Here is a 16,119-nt window from a genome sequence, read left to right on the forward strand (position 1 = left end):
CTACCTCTTACTTTCCAAATGTACAATTAGGATAATGACATACTTCACAGTTTTGGCAAAGTCCTCCATTCCCATACATCATAATATCTATAGTTGTAAGTTTTTCTTCACTTAATACTCTAGGAAGAATTAAATCAAATATAGTTTTCTTTGCAAACATAACACATCCAGGAAGTCCCATTACGGGTATATTTCCAAGATATGATAACAAAAACATAGAACCTGGAAGAACAGGTGCTCCATAGCTTATAAGTTCTCCTCCCATTTCTATTATAGCAGAAGGAGTTACATCATCTGGATCTACAGACATTCCACCTGTAAATATAAGCATCTCTGCCCCCATGTCTAAAAGTTCCTGTGCCTTTGCTTTTATCATTTCTTTATTATCCTGTGAAAGAAACTGAGCAATAACCTCACAATCAAATTCTTTAAGCTTATCTGTAACTATTTTCCCAAATTTATCCTCTATCCTTCCAAAAAAAACTTCATTTCCAGTAGTTATTATCCCTACTTTATATTTTTTATAACTATTGATATTCAATATAGGATTTGAAATAACACCTTGTGCCTTTTCCATTTTTTCTTTATCTACAACTAAAGGGATAACTCTGGCCCCTGCTACAAGTTCTCCTTTTTTTACTGGAATATTGTCTGGGAGTGTTGCAAAAGAAATTTCTCCCAACATATTAAGTTCAAGAAGTTTTTCTGTATCTACTTTAAGTATACCATCTTCTTCAGCATAAAAATTTATTTTTCCTTCTTTTATTTCATCAGCTAATCTTATATTTTTTCCTTTTCCAAGTTTTCCAAGAATAAGAGCAGCATCATTTTCATGTATTCCTTTATCTCCTAATTCAAAAACATAAATGTTATCTTTTCCTAATCTCAATAACTTTTCTATATCTTCTTCTTTTATTATATACCCTTTTTTGAAAGCTCTTCCCTTTACTTCATTAGGAATTATTTCTGTAATATCATGCTGCAATACATATCCCACTGCATTTACAGTTTTAATTTTTTTCATTATTTTTCTGCTCCTTTAAAAAAATAGTTGTATAGACACATTATGCAAAAACTTATCACAAGTACTATTATTAATAGTAAATTAGCTGTTTCATCATCTCCACGTTCTACTGCTGAATATATGGCAATAGACATAGTCTGTGTCTTTCCTGGTATATTTCCAGCCAGCATAAGAGTAGCTCCAAATTCTCCTAATGCTCTCCCAAAAGATAATACTATTCCTGCAAGTATATTTCTCTTTATCAATGGAAGTATTATTAAACAGAGTATTTGAAGATCAGAAGCTCCCATTTCTTTTCCAGCTTCTCTATATGTATAATCTAATGATGAAAATCCTGCCTTTATACAATTATACATGAGAGGTAGTGATACTACAAATGCAGTTATTATTCCTGCCCACCATGAAAATATTACCTGAATATTGAAAAAATTAAACAAATATGAACCTATTACTCCTCTTTTTCCTAAAAAAATAATAAGAATATATCCAAGAACTGTGGGAGATATAAAAAGAGAAAGATTTATAAACATTTCAACTATACTTCTAAGTTTTTTACTTCTATTCTCCATACTCCATACCAAAAATACTGCTATTGCCAGTGTTAAAACCGTAGATATAGAAGCTATCTTTAAAGTTAAAAATACAGCATTTATATCAAATCTATTCATTTGCTATTTTAAATCCAAATTTTTCAAAGATCTCTACTGATTCTTTTTTTGTGAGGAATTTATAAAAATCTTTTACCTCTTCTCTCTCTTTATCCTTTAGAATACCACAGCTATATATAATAGGAGTATGAAGTTCACTTGGCACTTCATAAACTATTTCAGCATTTTTCATAACTTTACTATCTGTCTTGTAGATCATAGCATAATCAACTTCATAAAGATCTACATACTGCATAGCACTTCTTACATCTTTGGAAAGTACAAAATTTTCCTGCATTCTATCCCATAACCCTTCATTTTCTAATATCTCTTTTGCATATCTTCCTGCTGGAACTACATCAGGATCACCTATTGCTACCTTATGATCCAACATTTCAGATAAGCTGTCTATTTTTTTTCTTCCTGCTACCACCATTGTATTTTGCAGAATATCTTTAAAAAATTTTTCTGATACTAAATTTTGTTTTTTTAAATCTTCTAAATCTTTTTTAGAGGCAAAAAATACAAAATCCACAGGTGCTCCACCTTCTATTTGTTTTTTTAAAGCCCCAGAAGCTCCAAAGTTTATATTTATTATTATTTCTTTATTTTCTTTTTGATAATTTTCTGCTATTTGAGATAATACTTCATTCAAACTCGCTGCTGCACTTACAGTTATCTCCTTTTTCTCCGCTTTCCCACAAGCTGTCAATAAAAAAATTGAAACTACTGTTATTAATACTATAAAAAATTTTTTCATCTAAATCACCTCATTATTTTATCTTAGACCATTTTATCAGATTTAATATTTTATATCAAGAGTTCTAAACTTTATTTTCCAGTTTTTTAAATACTTTTTCATTCTTTTCTCTGAGAATATATGATATAATAAAAAAAATTAATATGGAGGCACTGATCTATGTTTAGAACAGTTATAATTTGTATGAGTGATAAAGGAGCAAAAGGTGAAAGAGAAGATCTTTCAACTAAAATAATTGAAAAAATAGCCCTTGAAAATGGATATAAGATAATAAAAAAGATATTAATACCTGATGAATTCGAACTTATAAAAGAAACATTAAAAAATATATGTGATAATAATGAAGCTGACTTGATTCTTACTACTGGGGGAACAGGGTTTTCAAAGAGAGATGTAACTCCTGAAGCAACATTAGAAGTAATAGATAAAGTTATTCCTGGAATACCTGAAGCCATCAGGGCATATTCTATGACTATAACTAAAAGAGCTATGCTTTCCAGAGCTGCTGCTGGAATAAGAAAAAATACTCTTATTATTAATATGCCTGGAAGTCCAAAAGCCGTGGAAGAATCTCTATCTTTTATTATAGATTCTCTTACTCATGGTCTAGAAATACTAGTGGGAACTTCATCTGAATGTGCAAGAAAATAATATACAAAAAACAGTCATTAAAAATTAATGGCTGTTTCTCTTTTATATCAGTTGAAATTAATATAAATAAAAATTTATTATTTAAAAAAGTCAGACTATCTTTCTTCACTTCTTTCTTGTGAATGAATATGTGCTGCTGTTTGTTTATTTTCTGTTTTTTTAGTTGCTATTTTAAATTTTTCTGTTTTTTCCTGTGCTTTTACTTCAATTTTACTCATTTCCAATGGTTTTCCATCACCAGCTTCTGCATATATAACTCCATTTGAATAAACCATTACCATTAATGCAGACAAAATTATTACTGTTCTTTTCATCTTTATTGCCTCCTCTATTATAGAATTTTATTTGTATCATATAAGAATATTTCTTTATATAAATAATTATAAACGTTCAACTTAGTTTAAGGTCAAGATTTTTTTAAATAAATTTAATAAAAATCTTATGGTAAATTTTATCTTTATTTGTTATCATTATATATAAAATACAATAAGTTTTAATTTTTTACTTAAAATTATTCAAGGAGGAAATATGCAAAAATATTTTTTAATTGGAGAAATCTCTGAACTTCTTAAAATTCCACGTTCAACATTAAGATATTATGACAGAGAAGGTGTAATTTCACCTAAATTCAGAAAAGAAAATAACTATAGATATTACACAAGGGCTCAAATAATAACAATAAAAAAAATAACTACAATGAGAAAATTAGGTCTCACATTAGATGAAATCAAAGTTTTTTTTAATGAGAAAAAAGATGAAAAAGAAAAAAAAGATGAAGTATTAATAGAAAATGTTTTAGAGAGAATCAATGAAGACATAGAAAAGTTAAAAATGGTAAAAGAAGACTTACAAATTCATCTTGAAAGAATGAAAAGAAGTTCAAAAATACTTATTGGAATTCCTTTTATAAAAGAGATAAAAAGTATTAAAGGAATAAAAGTATATGAAAAAGAAAATCGCAAAACACTTACTTTTCCCAATAAAAAAATATTAGAGTTAATTAATGAATATGATGGAAAGATATTATTTTATATAACTAAAAAAAAGTTAAGTGAAATGAGTGATGTAAATATTCTGGGCTCTGGATATATTGTTGTAAAAGGTGATAAAAAAGTTGAAGAGAATATTATTGAAAAGGGTAAATATGTCTGTATGTTTTTGAAAGGAAATCATTTTGAAAATAGTATTTCTATAAAAAGATTAATTGAATGGATAGAGGAAAATAATTTTAAAAGAGTAAATGAGGAAGTCAATATTATAATTGAACCTGAAAATTTGAGTATAAAAAGAAGGGAAGATATTTTTTATAAGGTAAGTATACTAATTGAATAAAAATTTCAATACATAAATGAGGACAGCTTAAAAGCATCCTCATTTCTTTTTAATTAAAAAACCAACATCTGATTTATCTCATAATCAAACTAATCAATCAATGTTAAAAATTTTGCTTCATATTCATCTATTGGTATTGGTTTGCTTATAAGGTATCCTTGTACACCATCACAATTTAATTGCTTAAGTAATTTAAATTGTTCTTCTGTTTCAACACCTTCTACAATTAATTGAATGTTAAGATTATTACATATCTGCGCAAAAGATGAAATAAACAACTGTGCTCTTTCATTAGCCACAATATTTTTCATTAAACTTCTATCAATTTTCAAAGTATCTAAATCATTATCTATAAACAAAGCTATATTAGAATAACGAGCTCCAAAATCATCAATAGATAAAGAATACCCTTCTAATTTTATCCTTTGTAATACCTGATGTAATATATCACTACTCATCTCTTCATCATTTTCTATTATTTCTATCTCTAAAAGATATTTAGGAATTCTGTATCTATTCCATATTTCATTTAATCTATCAACAAAATCAATATTTTTTAATGTATAACGTGAAAAATTAACACTTATCGGCTTTATATCATATGCTTGTTTTATCCATTGTTTTATAATCTTGCATATTTTTTCAAAAACATAATAATCCAGTATACTGATTACTCTCGAGTTTTCAAACAAAGTTATAAAATTATTTGGCATTATTAAATTATTATCACTATCTCTATAACGTATTAATGCTTCTGCTCCAATTATCAAACGATCAAAATCTACTTTTGGTTGTAAAAAAACTTCAAAATGTTCATTTGAAATTTCTTCTTTCAAAGTTTTCATATTACAAAGAGCAAGCATATTATCATTTTCATGTCTATATCTGTATGCATTTGAATTATGTCTATAATATTCTTTTTTATCTTCATACATATTCCTATCTGCAATTAAAATTTCTTTTTCAATATTTTTACAAGTATCAAGCCATTTATAGCCTACAGCTCCCTTACATTCTTTGCTTAAAAATAATCTTTGTTTTATTTCTTTAATCTTTTCATTAAATATATCTTCTTTCATATTAAATGCTAAAACAACATATTCATCTCCACCAATTCTATATATATCTGATTGACAAAATGTAGCTCGCAATATATCAGCCGCCTCCTTAAGAATTTCATCTCCATATAAATGCCCATATAAATCATTTATATTTTTTAAACCATTTATATCCATAAAGAGTATTCCTATTTTTTCATCTTTAAAAGAAAGTTTTTGAATATCATCTAAATATTTATTTCTATTAAATAATCCTGTAAGATTATCATAATAATTATTATAAATTAAAATATTATTAAGTTGTTTATTTTCCAAAGCAAGACTTATAAAATAACTTATTGTTTCTATAATAGAAAATTTATTAGAATAAATTTCTGATGGGTTATCAACAACAATATAGCTATGTATCTTATTATTTAAAATGATAGGGGATATAATCATACTTTTAATTTTAAAATCTATTAATATTTTTGAAAATACAGGAGATATATTTTCAACTTCTTTGGAATTATTTATAACTATACTATTTCCTTTAGAAAATTCCTCTCTCCATTCAGGTGAAGGATCTAATTCAAGATATGTTCCACTTTTTATATACTCTATATCTGCTGCTCTGCTGCTTGCATATGTGACTAGAAATGTATTCTTCTCGTTTTTAACTATATAAGCTCTGTCAGCATCCATAGCTTTAATAAGTTTTTCTAAAATTTCAGGCATCTTCTTATCCAATTCTTGAAATTTATACAAATTCTTAATACATTCAATTGTTGTTTCTTCTAAGAATAATGTTTTTTCCAATCTTTTATGTTCTTCTTTTAATTTATTTTGAGTTTCTACCAGTTCATTTACATCAATATAAACAATATAGATAACAGGAACTCCATTGATACTTTCATTTATAAAAGTTCCTATAAATCTGATCCAAATATACTTTTCATCTTTACAAGGCATTCTGCATATTTCATCACATCTTTTTTCTCCATTATTTATAGCTTTTACTATAGCTGTCCTTATTTTCCCAAATTCTTTCAGATCATTTTTAAAATATTCTTTACAATTATTATTGAATATTCCCTTATATTCTTTTTTGGTATATCCTGTTAATTCATAGTAGTAATCATTTGCCCAAACTAAAGTAAATTCATCATCCAATAAATGTTTGCTTATACTTACTTCTAATGAACTTGTAAGCATATTATATTCTTCATTCAAGCTCTTTAGTTCCTTAGTGATTTTACTGATCATACACAGTCTCCTTTTTTGGCTGTAAGAAAAATTTTTTTATAAAAAAACTATATTTTACAATATTTTTTATCAAAATACAAATATATTTTTGGATTATAGATATATAATGAATAATAACTTTTTTTTAGAAAAAAGTCAAGTATTACTCATTAATATAATATTAATCATGTTATTTTCAAAATAATAATTATTAAATTTAATAAAAAAACTGACTCATAAACAGTTGAAATATTTCTAAATTTTCTCTGTTTTTAAGTCAGCTTTATATTTTATTCTTTATTTAGATATAAGTCCTTTAACTCCTCCTGATATTAATAATGTTACATCTTTAAGTACTTTTGGAAGGGAAAAAACTCCTGAATAAGCTATATATCTAGGTTCCCATTGAGGATAAAATTTATTTTTAAATAACTTAAGTCCTTGAAAATTATAAAAGCTCTCTCCATTTTTAAATACAAATAAGCCTATTTTATTCCATACAGGAGCAATATCTCTGTTTTCCATACCAGAAAGAGGTGCCATTCCAAGGCTAAATCTTTCATATCCCTCATCTTTTGCCCAAAGTATTATATAAATAAAAAGATATTCCATAGTTCCACTGATACATGACTTTAAATATCTCATAAGATCAACTGCTATTTTTTCTTTGGATTCAGTTACCATTATATTTGCAAAAGCTACAATCTCGTTATCTTTTTTTAGTACAGCTATTGGAAAATTATTCAAGTATTCCTCATCAAAGTATCCCAAAGAAAATCCTTTTTCTTTAGCTTTTTTACTTCCCAGCCATTCTTCAGATACTTCTCTCAATCTTTTCATATATTTTATCCCTTCTCCTTTTGGGATAACTTCAAATATCATATTCTCCTTATTAAGTTTGTTATATGTGTATCTTATATTTTTTCTTTGAGGAATATTAAGAGTAAATTCTTTTAGATCAATTACTCCTTCCTCTCCTATTTTCAAAAAATTTAATCCAACATCAAGATAGTAGTCTAGATAATCTTTAGAAACTTCATAGAATACAGGCTGCTTATTATTTTTTCTGCATAATTCATAAAATTTCCAGATAGAATCTCCTGCCTTTTCAGTTTTTCCAACAGGATCTCCCATAGCTATATAACTTTTTCCACTTTTGCCATACATTATAAAACTTTCTTCTTCATCTTCAAATATAACTTTTTTATCATTTAAAAGCACCAGATTTCCTTCTGGATTATCTGAAAAACAGAGACAGTTTTTAACTTTTTCAATTACATCTTTACTGTTTGTTTCAATTATTTCATTTGCAGGAGCAAAAAGTTTCCATACAGCGAATATAATAAGAGTAGCTGATATCCCTATAGTAGTTCTTAAAAAACTTGGAAATTCTTTATTAAAGGCTACTTTCCACCATATTTCATTCATATAATCTGACTTACTATATGCAAAAAAGCCTATATAGAGACTTGAAATAGCAACTAAAAATATCATTACTATCCAATTAAGTGTGAATTTTTCATTTATTATTGATGTTTTTCTATAAAAATATTTTTTTAATGGAATAGTTACAGCTAATATTATTCCCAGGAAAAAAGCTTCCTCATAGTCCAAACCTTTTAATAATGAAAGAATTATTCCTGCTCCAAGAAAGATTATTGTCATATAATATGCTCCATTGAGCCTCTTTTTTATTCCATAAGCAAGTATAAGAAGAACTGCTCCAGTTATACTTCCTAAAAAATGGGATATTTTGATGGTAAATACTGGAAGTATATCCTTCAATATTTTTATTCTATAAATAAGAGGGGGCATACTTCCTGATATTATGAGAACTATTCCTGCTGCAAATATCAATATAGATACAAGAAGTGGTATAAGAGAAATTATAAATTTCCCAAGAACTATTGATATATTTTTAAGTTCTCCTCTTTTCAATAATATTCTATAAATACAATATGATACAAAAGCTATCCCAAATGGAGCTATATAATATAAAAGCCTAAATATTATCAGAGCTGCTACTATTACTGATGAAGAGTAATATTTTCCCATTAAAGTAAGAAATACATAATCAAAAGCTCCTATTCCTCCAGGAAGATTACTTAATACCCCTATGATTTGTGCACTAAGAAATATTGGAAAAAATTTAACAAATGTAAGCAAATCACTTTGAGGAAGAAATATATATATTAATCCTGATACAAGTAGCCAATCTATAAGAGATATCAATACTTGAAATATAGATATTTCAAGACTTTTCTTCTTTAAGAATACTTTGTGAGATGAATATGATATTGCTATTATTAAAAGAATAATTCCTATTTCTCTAGTTGTATCAAAATAAAAATTGAATCTTGTCAAATCTACTGGCTCAAATGTTAAAAATAAACCTCCTATCCATAAAAGCCCAATCCAAAAACTTACATAGCAAAATTTTATTACTTTTACTATACTTTTGTAGGGAACATTCCAAAGAGAATATAAATTAATTCTCAATCCTGAGCCTGTAAGTCCTGAAAGACCTATGGAGTTAGCAAATGCATAACTTATAAAAGAAGTGAATATTATTTTTAAATTTGACAACTGTAATTTTTCATTTTTAAATGCCAGCACATCATACATAGTCAGCAGAAAATAGTCAATTATTACTATCCCTATTCCAAGTATTACATATCCACTATTTATAGATCTTAATGATTCTTTTATATCTTTTATGCTGTATACTTTCATTTCTTTATGAATAAAATATATTACTACACAGAATATCCCTATTTCAAGTAAGTATTTAAGTTTGTCGTATCTGCCTCTGTTATACATATTTTTTCCTCCTAGTTTTTATACCTATTATAGGTATTAGAAAAAAATTATATTATCCTTTTTAAAGGAAAAAACGTTATGACCAAGATATGTTTTTTCTAAATATTTAAAAAAGAGGTTTATTCTTGAATAAAAATAAAATTTTAGAGTTTTCAATTATAAACTCTTAAAATTTAAAGTATTTTCAAGGATTTCCCTCTTTTTATTTCCATTTTTTAAATTAATAATCTAAATTTTTATCTTTATATATTTTTTTATATCTTTCTTATCAAATTTAAATATAGGCATTCCACTTGAATATGGAGCTATTTCATAATGAGGATAAAGGAATACTACATTATCTCCCTGAAAATACATAACTGTATTTTTTATATTTGCTTCAGCATTTTCAAAAAATAATACCTCTTTACCTTCGCTATTCAGAGCATATCTGCTTCCATTATTTTCTTTGCTTTTAGCTATAATATCGTTCATCTTCATGTTAAAATGTTCTTCTGCATTTTCATCAAATATCACATCATAATCAAGCAAAGAATAATCTTTTTTACTTATATTGTATGTTTCAACAGTAGTAATTCCATGAGCTCCTCCCTGATACACATATGTAGTTATAATCAGAGAAAGAATATTAAAATTATTTTCTTTTATTTCATAATTCATCTTTGCCTCTATGGGCATTTCTTTTGTTCCAATATCTGCTGAACTAACTATATTCTCTATTATTATTCTTGCAGTTTCTTGAAGAGAAAGATTCAAATAAGAGATATCTTCATTTTCCACTCCTTTTATCTGTGGTATAACAATATCATAATTATATTTTTCCATATTCTCTTTATACTCAAGTTTTTCTACATTAGAATTATCTTTAACTGCAGTCTTTCCATTTTCACATGATATAAAAAAGAAAACAAGCAGCAGCAATCCTAAAAAACTTTTCATCTTTTTCATAAATTTACACTCCTACACTTTTCAAAATAATAATATAATACATTTTATCATATGCCTAACTTTATGTAAATACAAAGTAAAATTTCCTATTGTTCCCTTTGAAATAAAACAATGCTATTTTTGCCTAAATTACTCATAAATATATAGGCATCTTTTTATTTTATAGAAAACTAACAATTCATAATCTAAAAATAGAATTTAAAAGTTTTCTCCCTTAATATTATTTTTATTTTTCTTTTGATCTTCTTACATTTGAAATTTTTCCTTGACACATTAATCTCCCCAAGATTATTTTATTTTGTATTCTTAATTTCTTTATAAATATAATATAGTATATTAATCTCTAAAAGAAAATATTTTGCTAAAATATTATTTTTAAAATTTATTACTACAAAATTTTCTAGTCTTAAAAATAAATTTTTTCTTTTCTTCAGTATATAAGTATATATTAAGGCTTTTTTTATAGAAGAATATAGGATTCTTATATTGTATTTAGCAGTTGTTTTTTTTTATGATTGCCTTTATAATATAATAATGAAAATGAAAAAGGAGAGATTTCTTTATGTTTAAAAAATTATTTATGATTTTATTAAGTTGTACAATACTTTTTTCTGCATGTTCAGATGATAAAGCAGAAACTTCAGCAAAAGCTGTGAAAGAAAAACTTATAATTGCTCAGGATGGAGAACCTAAATCATTAGATGTTCATCAGGGAAATGATGGTTTTTCATTAAGTGCCAACAAACTTATTTATTCAAGGCTGGTAGAATCAGATGGTGATATGAATATTCTGCCTGGACTAGCAGAATCTTGGAAGCAAATAGATGATAAAACTATGCAGTTCAAATTGAGAAAAGGAGTAAAATTCCATAATGGATATGATTTTACTGCTGAAGATGTTAAATTCTCATTTGATAGAATGGCTAACTCACCTAGAATAGCTTTTGTTCTTCCTCCTATTGAAAAAGTAGAAGCTGTTGATGATTATACTGTAAATATTGTTACTAAAACACCATTTGGACCATTGCTTGCACATCTTTCTCATCCTGCATTAGGAATTGTAAGTAAAAAACTTATTACTGAAAATGAGCAAAGTTTTAAAGATCATCCTGTTGGTACTGGAAGTTATAAATTTAAAGAATGGATACCTGGTGACAGTCTGACTCTTGAAAAAAATGAAGATTATTTTGATAAAAAAAATGGGCTCAAATACATAGTATTCAAAAATATTGTAGAAGCTTCAAACAGAACTATTGGATTAGAAACTGGAGAAATAGACATCTCAATAGCTGTAAGTTCTGTAGATGAGAATACTATAAAAAATAATCCTAAACTTCAGCTTATTACAAAGCCTTCTATTTCTTATTCATATGTTGGAATGAATACTCAAAAAACTCCATTAAATGATATAAGAGTCAGAAAAGCTATAAACTATGCTGTAGATAAACAGGCTATTGTCGATGTAATCCTCAATGGAAGTGGTAAAATAGCTACCTCTCCTATCGCTCCAGGAGTTTTTGGGTTTACTGATAAAACTAAAAACTATGAATACAATGTAGAAAAAGCTCGTGAATTGATGAAAGAAGCTGGATATGAAAACGGATTTAAAACAAGTATTTTAGTATTTGGAGGAGAAGCTAATACTCAAACTGCAGAAATACTTCAAGCCTATTTAAAAGAAATTGGTATTGATTTAAGAATAGATGTGGTAGAAGTCAGTGCTTACTGGGATGCTACAGAAAAAGGAAGACATGACCTTTTCCTAGGTTCATGGGGAGTCGTGACTGGAGATGCTGATTATGGACTTTATGCAATGTATCACTCATCTGCAAAAGGTGGAGCTGGCAACAGAGATTTCTATGAAAATCCAAAAGTTGATGAACTTTTAGATAAAGCTAAAATGGCTACTGATCCTGAAGAAAGAAAAAAACTTTATGAAGAAATTCAATTATTAATAGTGGATGATGCACCTGATATCATGCTTTATAACAGAATATTAGCTGTTGGTGCTCAAAAGAATATAAAAGGATTAAATATCCATCCAGTTACTCTTCATGATTTCAGCACTGTTTATATTGAAGATTAATCTGTAAATTGGAGGAAACAGATGTTAGATGACAATGTTAAAACTCAAAAAATGGTAGAAATAGCCAAAATGTATTATGAGGAAGATCTTACTCAAAATGATATAGCAAAACGATTAGGAGTATCTCGTCCTCTTGTGAGCAAAATGCTTGCTGATGCAAAAGCAGCTGGTATAGTTACGATTCAAATAAATTCTCCATTTGTAAGTAATGAATTTCTTATGGAAGAGATCAAAAAAAAATATGATATTGAAGGTGGAATGGTTATTCCTCAAGCAGATACAGATTATCTTACTGATCAGGTAATATTAAATAATATAATATCATATATAAGTAATAATCTGAAAAAATATAGGAAATTTGGACTTGGATGGGGAAAAAATATTGGTGACCTTGTTCAAAAACTCGAAGTTTCAGAAAAAAAAATTGAACTTGAAGGTTATGTATGCCCTTTAGTAGGTAATATTTCTATGCCTACTAAAGATTTTCACTCAAATGAACTGATAAGAATATTTTCTCAAATGACTTTTCTCAAGCCATATTATCTCTTTGCTCCTGCATTTTTAGCTACTGAACAGGAGAAAAATCTGTTTATGAATATTGAAAATTATAAAGATATAAAAAGATTATGGGAAAAACTTGATGTAGCTATTTTAAGTATTGGAAATCATCCATCTGTTCCTGACCTTGCCACAGCTTCAAGATTTGGAAATAATCTCCAAAAAGAAAAAGCCATTGGTAATATTCTTTCATATTATTATGATATAAATGGTAATTTTATAACTGGAGATAATGATTTCTCCATTGAAATCCCTTTGGATGACTTAAAAAAAATAAAACATGTAATAGGTATATGTTCTTCAAAAACAAGTAAGGATGCTGTTATTGGAGCTTTAAAAACTGGTATTATAACTTATCTAGTGATAGATGAAAATACAGCTAAAGAAATAATATAATAAAATTATAAAAAATAAATTTTTTATAACATCTTAAAATCTAAATATTTAGCTCATGATATTTTAAAAAAAAATTAAAAATATTATTGACAGAAAAAATAAAATATGATATAAAATTAGCAGAATATCGCCTGCCTAGTGTGCGATCAAGAAATGACTAGGCCTTTTTATTTTTTTGAAAAATAGAAATCTAGTATCTTTTTTTCTTGATCTCATTTATATATGAAATTTTTTCAGAATCAATAAAAATTTAAATATATCTTTTGTATAAACCCCTATTTATTCTAAATTTAATATTTCTATTACAAAATTATTATAATTATTTAATAAAAATAAAGGATTTTTTATATTGTTTTTAGAATAAACTTATTAAAATATCAATTAAAACAGGGGAGTTTTTTTATGAAAGTTTTTTTATTCTTTTTAATCTGTCTTTTTGGATTATCATTATTTTTTATTGGAATATGTATTTATTGTTTTGAATTTTTGATATTTTTTTAGTACTAAAAATTCAAAATTTATTATCTTTATTCTGATTAATTTTTATACTATCATTCAATTATTTTGTAATTTATGTAAATTTTCTGATATTTATTCAAAATAATTATCAAAGAAAAAATAAAAATCATTTTATAAACAAATATATACTAAATTTAAGTTTTAGTGTATATTTTTTGATGCAAAAGATGTTAAAAAAGATAATAATAAAACTTTTATTAAAATCTTTAGAATTAAAAGATTATTTTTTATAGAAAATAAAATATATTTCATCTAATAGATCACAACTAAAAAATACCTCAAATACTATTTTCAGTATTCAAGGTATCTTATTCTTTTTATTCTTTTATAATTCTTTTATCAATATACTTTTGTATTTCTGGCATTACAAATTCATGGAAAAGCTGTGGTGCATACTCAATTATAGGTGACATTCTTTTTAGCACCATTTCTTTTGTAGCACTGAACTTCTTCCATGTATGTCCATCCGAAGTAAGATTCTGTATAAATCCCTGAAATCTATCAAAAGTATTAGCAAACTTTGCTTCTTTAGTTTCCATATTCTCAAATTCAAGCCATAGCTTCATGAATTCTTTTTCTTGCTCTTCTGGAAGCATTCCATATATCTTCTCTGCACTTTCTAATTCTGCACGCCATTTAGTCTGTTTGTTGTAATCTGAAAACGCAGGAGTATCTCCTGCATATATCTCAACAATATCGTGTATAAGTACCAGTTTAAGAACTTTTTCCATATCTATTTCACCCAGATTAGAATACTCTTTCAAAGTTATTGCACATAGAGCCATATGCCAACTATGTTCAGCATCATTTTCCCTTCTATTTAAATCTCCTAATACAATAGATTGTCTTAAAATACTCTTCACTTTATCTATTTCTATTAAAAATTGAACTTGATCTGCTAATTTTCCCATTTTTACCTCATTTTCTTAAAATACTATTTTTTTATAAAAATCATTTCTTCATCTCTGTCATTAGTAAGTATTAATTTATTTCCATCTTCTTTTATTGTTTTTGCACTTTTCAAAAGAGTAAGATATTGATCTTCTACTATCATTTTATCTCTAGGTCCAGCCATTCTAGTTGTAGCTAAAGCTCCTATATTTATACTTCCATTACTTATATCTGCTTTTCCAAAGAATCTATTTATTCCAGCAAATCCAAATATTCTTCCTTCTTTATCAAATCCAATTGTCAAATTATTTTCTACAAAAAGGTTAGTAAGCACATATTCATTACCAGCTACATTTTCAAGTGATACTTCTACAGGAACTTCTACTTTAACTGGTGTAGAACTACATCCAACTAATAGCATCAAAGTTGCTAAAAAGATAAATATTTTTTTCATTATTAAACCACCTCGTATAATTTTTTGTATCTTTTATAAAATTATACAACAAATAAATGGTTCTGTACAGATTAACAAAATATATTTTATCTCATATTTCATTATTTATTATCTCTATAAAGGAATAAATTTCCAAGAAAAATATTATAAAATTATATAAATAAAATGAGCCAGCAATAGATTTTTGAAAATATCAGAAAAAATTATCTAAAATGAAGGTGCTGTCTTATTAATTAATAGAATTATATTTTTATCATCTAATTCTGCTACTTATGATACTAAACATTTCAATAATATATTTATTTTCATATAAATTTCCTAAAAACAATATTCCTTTTTTAATTTATTCTCTTATATTTTGCTTTGCTCTCTTTATTTGATGAATACAAACAATTTATTACCTTTATTAAAATATTCTTTTTTTCCTAACTATTCCTTAAATTAGATTTAAAAAATCAATTTTTATATTCTAAAATTTATATATTTATTTATGTAATATATTATTGCATAAGCACAATTTATAGCATATAATTATATCAGTAATAAATTCTTGAATATGTTGCTTCTCAGTAATGTATATACCAACTAATTTTCTTCTAATAATTTTTTATTTGACCAGATAAAAAATATATTGGAAGGAACCCCAAATTAGGAATCTGTTAATTTAAAATGAAAACTAGCTCTGAAAAGTTGAAAAGGTATAAAAAGTGCTTTTAGAAAATTTCTATCCTAAAAAAGAGTATCACAAAAA

General features: G+C 26.2%; 13 protein-coding genes. 4 read left to right on the forward strand and 9 right to left on the reverse strand.

All coding sequences use genetic code 11. From position 1 onward, the window contains the following. Nucleotides 1-7: 7 nt before the first annotated feature. From E6771_RS04490 to modA, 3 genes are read right to left on the reverse strand one after another with little or no spacing between them, the layout of a single operon-like run. Entirely contained in the window at nt 8-1,024 is a 1,017-nt protein-coding gene (locus E6771_RS04490) for a molybdopterin-binding protein (protein ID WP_316089933.1), read from the reverse strand. Continuing rightward, nucleotides 1,024-1,692, reverse strand: a complete 669-nt coding sequence (gene modB / locus E6771_RS04495; protein WP_316089934.1) for a molybdate ABC transporter permease subunit — start codon at nt 1,690-1,692, stop codon at nt 1,024-1,026. The genes E6771_RS04490 and modB overlap by 1 nt, the downstream gene beginning before the upstream one ends. Continuing rightward, entirely contained in the window at nt 1,685-2,431 is a 747-nt protein-coding gene (modA, locus tag E6771_RS04500; protein WP_316089935.1) for a molybdate ABC transporter substrate-binding protein, read from the reverse strand. The genes modB and modA overlap by 8 nt, the downstream gene beginning before the upstream one ends. Before the next feature lie 159 nt (nt 2,432-2,590). Between modA and E6771_RS04505 the strand changes: the two genes are divergently transcribed. Next, complete coding sequence (locus tag E6771_RS04505; protein ID WP_316089936.1) at nt 2,591-3,082, forward strand: MogA/MoaB family molybdenum cofactor biosynthesis protein; 492 nt, start codon at nt 2,591-2,593, stop codon at nt 3,080-3,082. A gap of 95 nt (nt 3,083-3,177) precedes the next feature. Here E6771_RS04505 and E6771_RS04510 read toward each other — a convergent pair whose 3' ends face one another. After that, a complete protein-coding gene (locus E6771_RS04510) occupies nt 3,178-3,396 on the reverse strand; it encodes a hypothetical protein (RefSeq protein ID WP_316089937.1) in 219 nt (72 codons plus the stop codon). A gap of 214 nt (nt 3,397-3,610) precedes the next feature. Between E6771_RS04510 and E6771_RS04515 the strand changes: the two genes are divergently transcribed. Further along, nucleotides 3,611-4,414, forward strand: a complete 804-nt coding sequence (locus E6771_RS04515; protein ID WP_316089938.1) for a MerR family transcriptional regulator — start codon at nt 3,611-3,613, stop codon at nt 4,412-4,414. 89 nt (nt 4,415-4,503) lie between these two features. Here the strand turns inward: E6771_RS04515 and E6771_RS04520 are convergent, their stop codons facing one another. The 3 genes from E6771_RS04520 to E6771_RS04530 all read right to left on the reverse strand — a co-directional run bounded on the left by E6771_RS04520 (nt 4,504) and on the right by E6771_RS04530 (nt 10,464). Next, complete coding sequence (locus E6771_RS04520; protein ID WP_316089939.1) at nt 4,504-6,717, reverse strand: EAL domain-containing protein; 2,214 nt, start codon at nt 6,715-6,717, stop codon at nt 4,504-4,506. A 276-nt stretch (nt 6,718-6,993) separates the two neighbouring features. Next, on the reverse strand, nt 6,994-9,516 hold the full coding sequence (mprF, locus tag E6771_RS04525) for a bifunctional lysylphosphatidylglycerol flippase/synthetase MprF (RefSeq protein WP_316089940.1): 2,523 nt from the start codon (nt 9,514-9,516) through the stop codon (nt 6,994-6,996). A 228-nt stretch (nt 9,517-9,744) separates the two neighbouring features. Beyond that, nucleotides 9,745-10,464, reverse strand: coding sequence for a PdaC/SigV domain-containing protein (locus E6771_RS04530; RefSeq protein ID WP_316089941.1), 720 nt, complete (start codon nt 10,462-10,464; stop codon nt 9,745-9,747). A 562-nt stretch (nt 10,465-11,026) separates the two neighbouring features. Here E6771_RS04530 and E6771_RS04535 point away from each other — a divergent pair. Further along, nucleotides 11,027-12,550, forward strand: coding sequence for a glutathione ABC transporter substrate-binding protein (locus E6771_RS04535; RefSeq protein ID WP_316089942.1), 1,524 nt, complete (start codon nt 11,027-11,029; stop codon nt 12,548-12,550). Between the two features lie 21 nt (nt 12,551-12,571). Continuing rightward, nucleotides 12,572-13,504 carry a sugar-binding transcriptional regulator gene (locus tag E6771_RS04540; protein WP_316089943.1) on the forward strand — a complete coding sequence of 311 codons (933 nt, stop codon included), beginning with the start codon at nt 12,572-12,574 and terminating at the stop codon, nt 13,502-13,504. An 836-nt stretch (nt 13,505-14,340) separates the two neighbouring features. Here E6771_RS04540 and E6771_RS04545 read toward each other — a convergent pair. After that, entirely contained in the window at nt 14,341-14,934 is a 594-nt protein-coding gene (locus tag E6771_RS04545; RefSeq protein ID WP_316089944.1) for an HD domain-containing protein, read from the reverse strand. Between the two features lie 23 nt (nt 14,935-14,957). Continuing rightward, entirely contained in the window at nt 14,958-15,368 is a 411-nt protein-coding gene (locus E6771_RS04550) for an META domain-containing protein (RefSeq protein ID WP_316089945.1), read from the reverse strand. Nucleotides 15,369-16,119: the final 751 nt, after the last annotated feature.

This window comes from Fusobacterium sp. (assembly GCF_032477075.1).
In the GTDB taxonomy this organism is placed as follows: Bacteria; Fusobacteriota; Fusobacteriia; order Fusobacteriales; family Fusobacteriaceae; genus Fusobacterium_A.

Coding starts and splice junctions, on each gene's coding strand:
- E6771_RS04490 (WP_316089933.1), bottom strand. CDS start 1,024: ATGAAAAAAATTAAAACTGTAAATGCAGTGGGATATGTATTGCAGCAT.
- modB (WP_316089934.1), bottom strand. CDS start 1,692: ATGAATAGATTTGATATAAATGCTGTATTTTTAACTTTAAAGATAGCT.
- modA (WP_316089935.1), bottom strand. CDS start 2,431: ATGAAAAAATTTTTTATAGTATTAATAACAGTAGTTTCAATTTTTTTA.
- E6771_RS04505 (WP_316089936.1), top strand. CDS start 2,591: ATGTTTAGAACAGTTATAATTTGTATGAGTGATAAAGGAGCAAAAGGT.
- E6771_RS04510 (WP_316089937.1), bottom strand. CDS start 3,396: ATGAAAAGAACAGTAATAATTTTGTCTGCATTAATGGTAATGGTTTAT.
- E6771_RS04515 (WP_316089938.1), top strand. CDS start 3,611: ATGCAAAAATATTTTTTAATTGGAGAAATCTCTGAACTTCTTAAAATT.
- E6771_RS04520 (WP_316089939.1), bottom strand. CDS start 6,717: ATGATCAGTAAAATCACTAAGGAACTAAAGAGCTTGAATGAAGAATAT.
- mprF (WP_316089940.1), bottom strand. CDS start 9,516: ATGTATAACAGAGGCAGATACGACAAACTTAAATACTTACTTGAAATA.
- E6771_RS04530 (WP_316089941.1), bottom strand. CDS start 10,464: ATGAAAAAGATGAAAAGTTTTTTAGGATTGCTGCTGCTTGTTTTCTTT.
- E6771_RS04535 (WP_316089942.1), top strand. CDS start 11,027: ATGTTTAAAAAATTATTTATGATTTTATTAAGTTGTACAATACTTTTT.
- E6771_RS04540 (WP_316089943.1), top strand. CDS start 12,572: ATGTTAGATGACAATGTTAAAACTCAAAAAATGGTAGAAATAGCCAAA.
- E6771_RS04545 (WP_316089944.1), bottom strand. CDS start 14,934: ATGGGAAAATTAGCAGATCAAGTTCAATTTTTAATAGAAATAGATAAA.
- E6771_RS04550 (WP_316089945.1), bottom strand. CDS start 15,368: ATGAAAAAAATATTTATCTTTTTAGCAACTTTGATGCTATTAGTTGGA.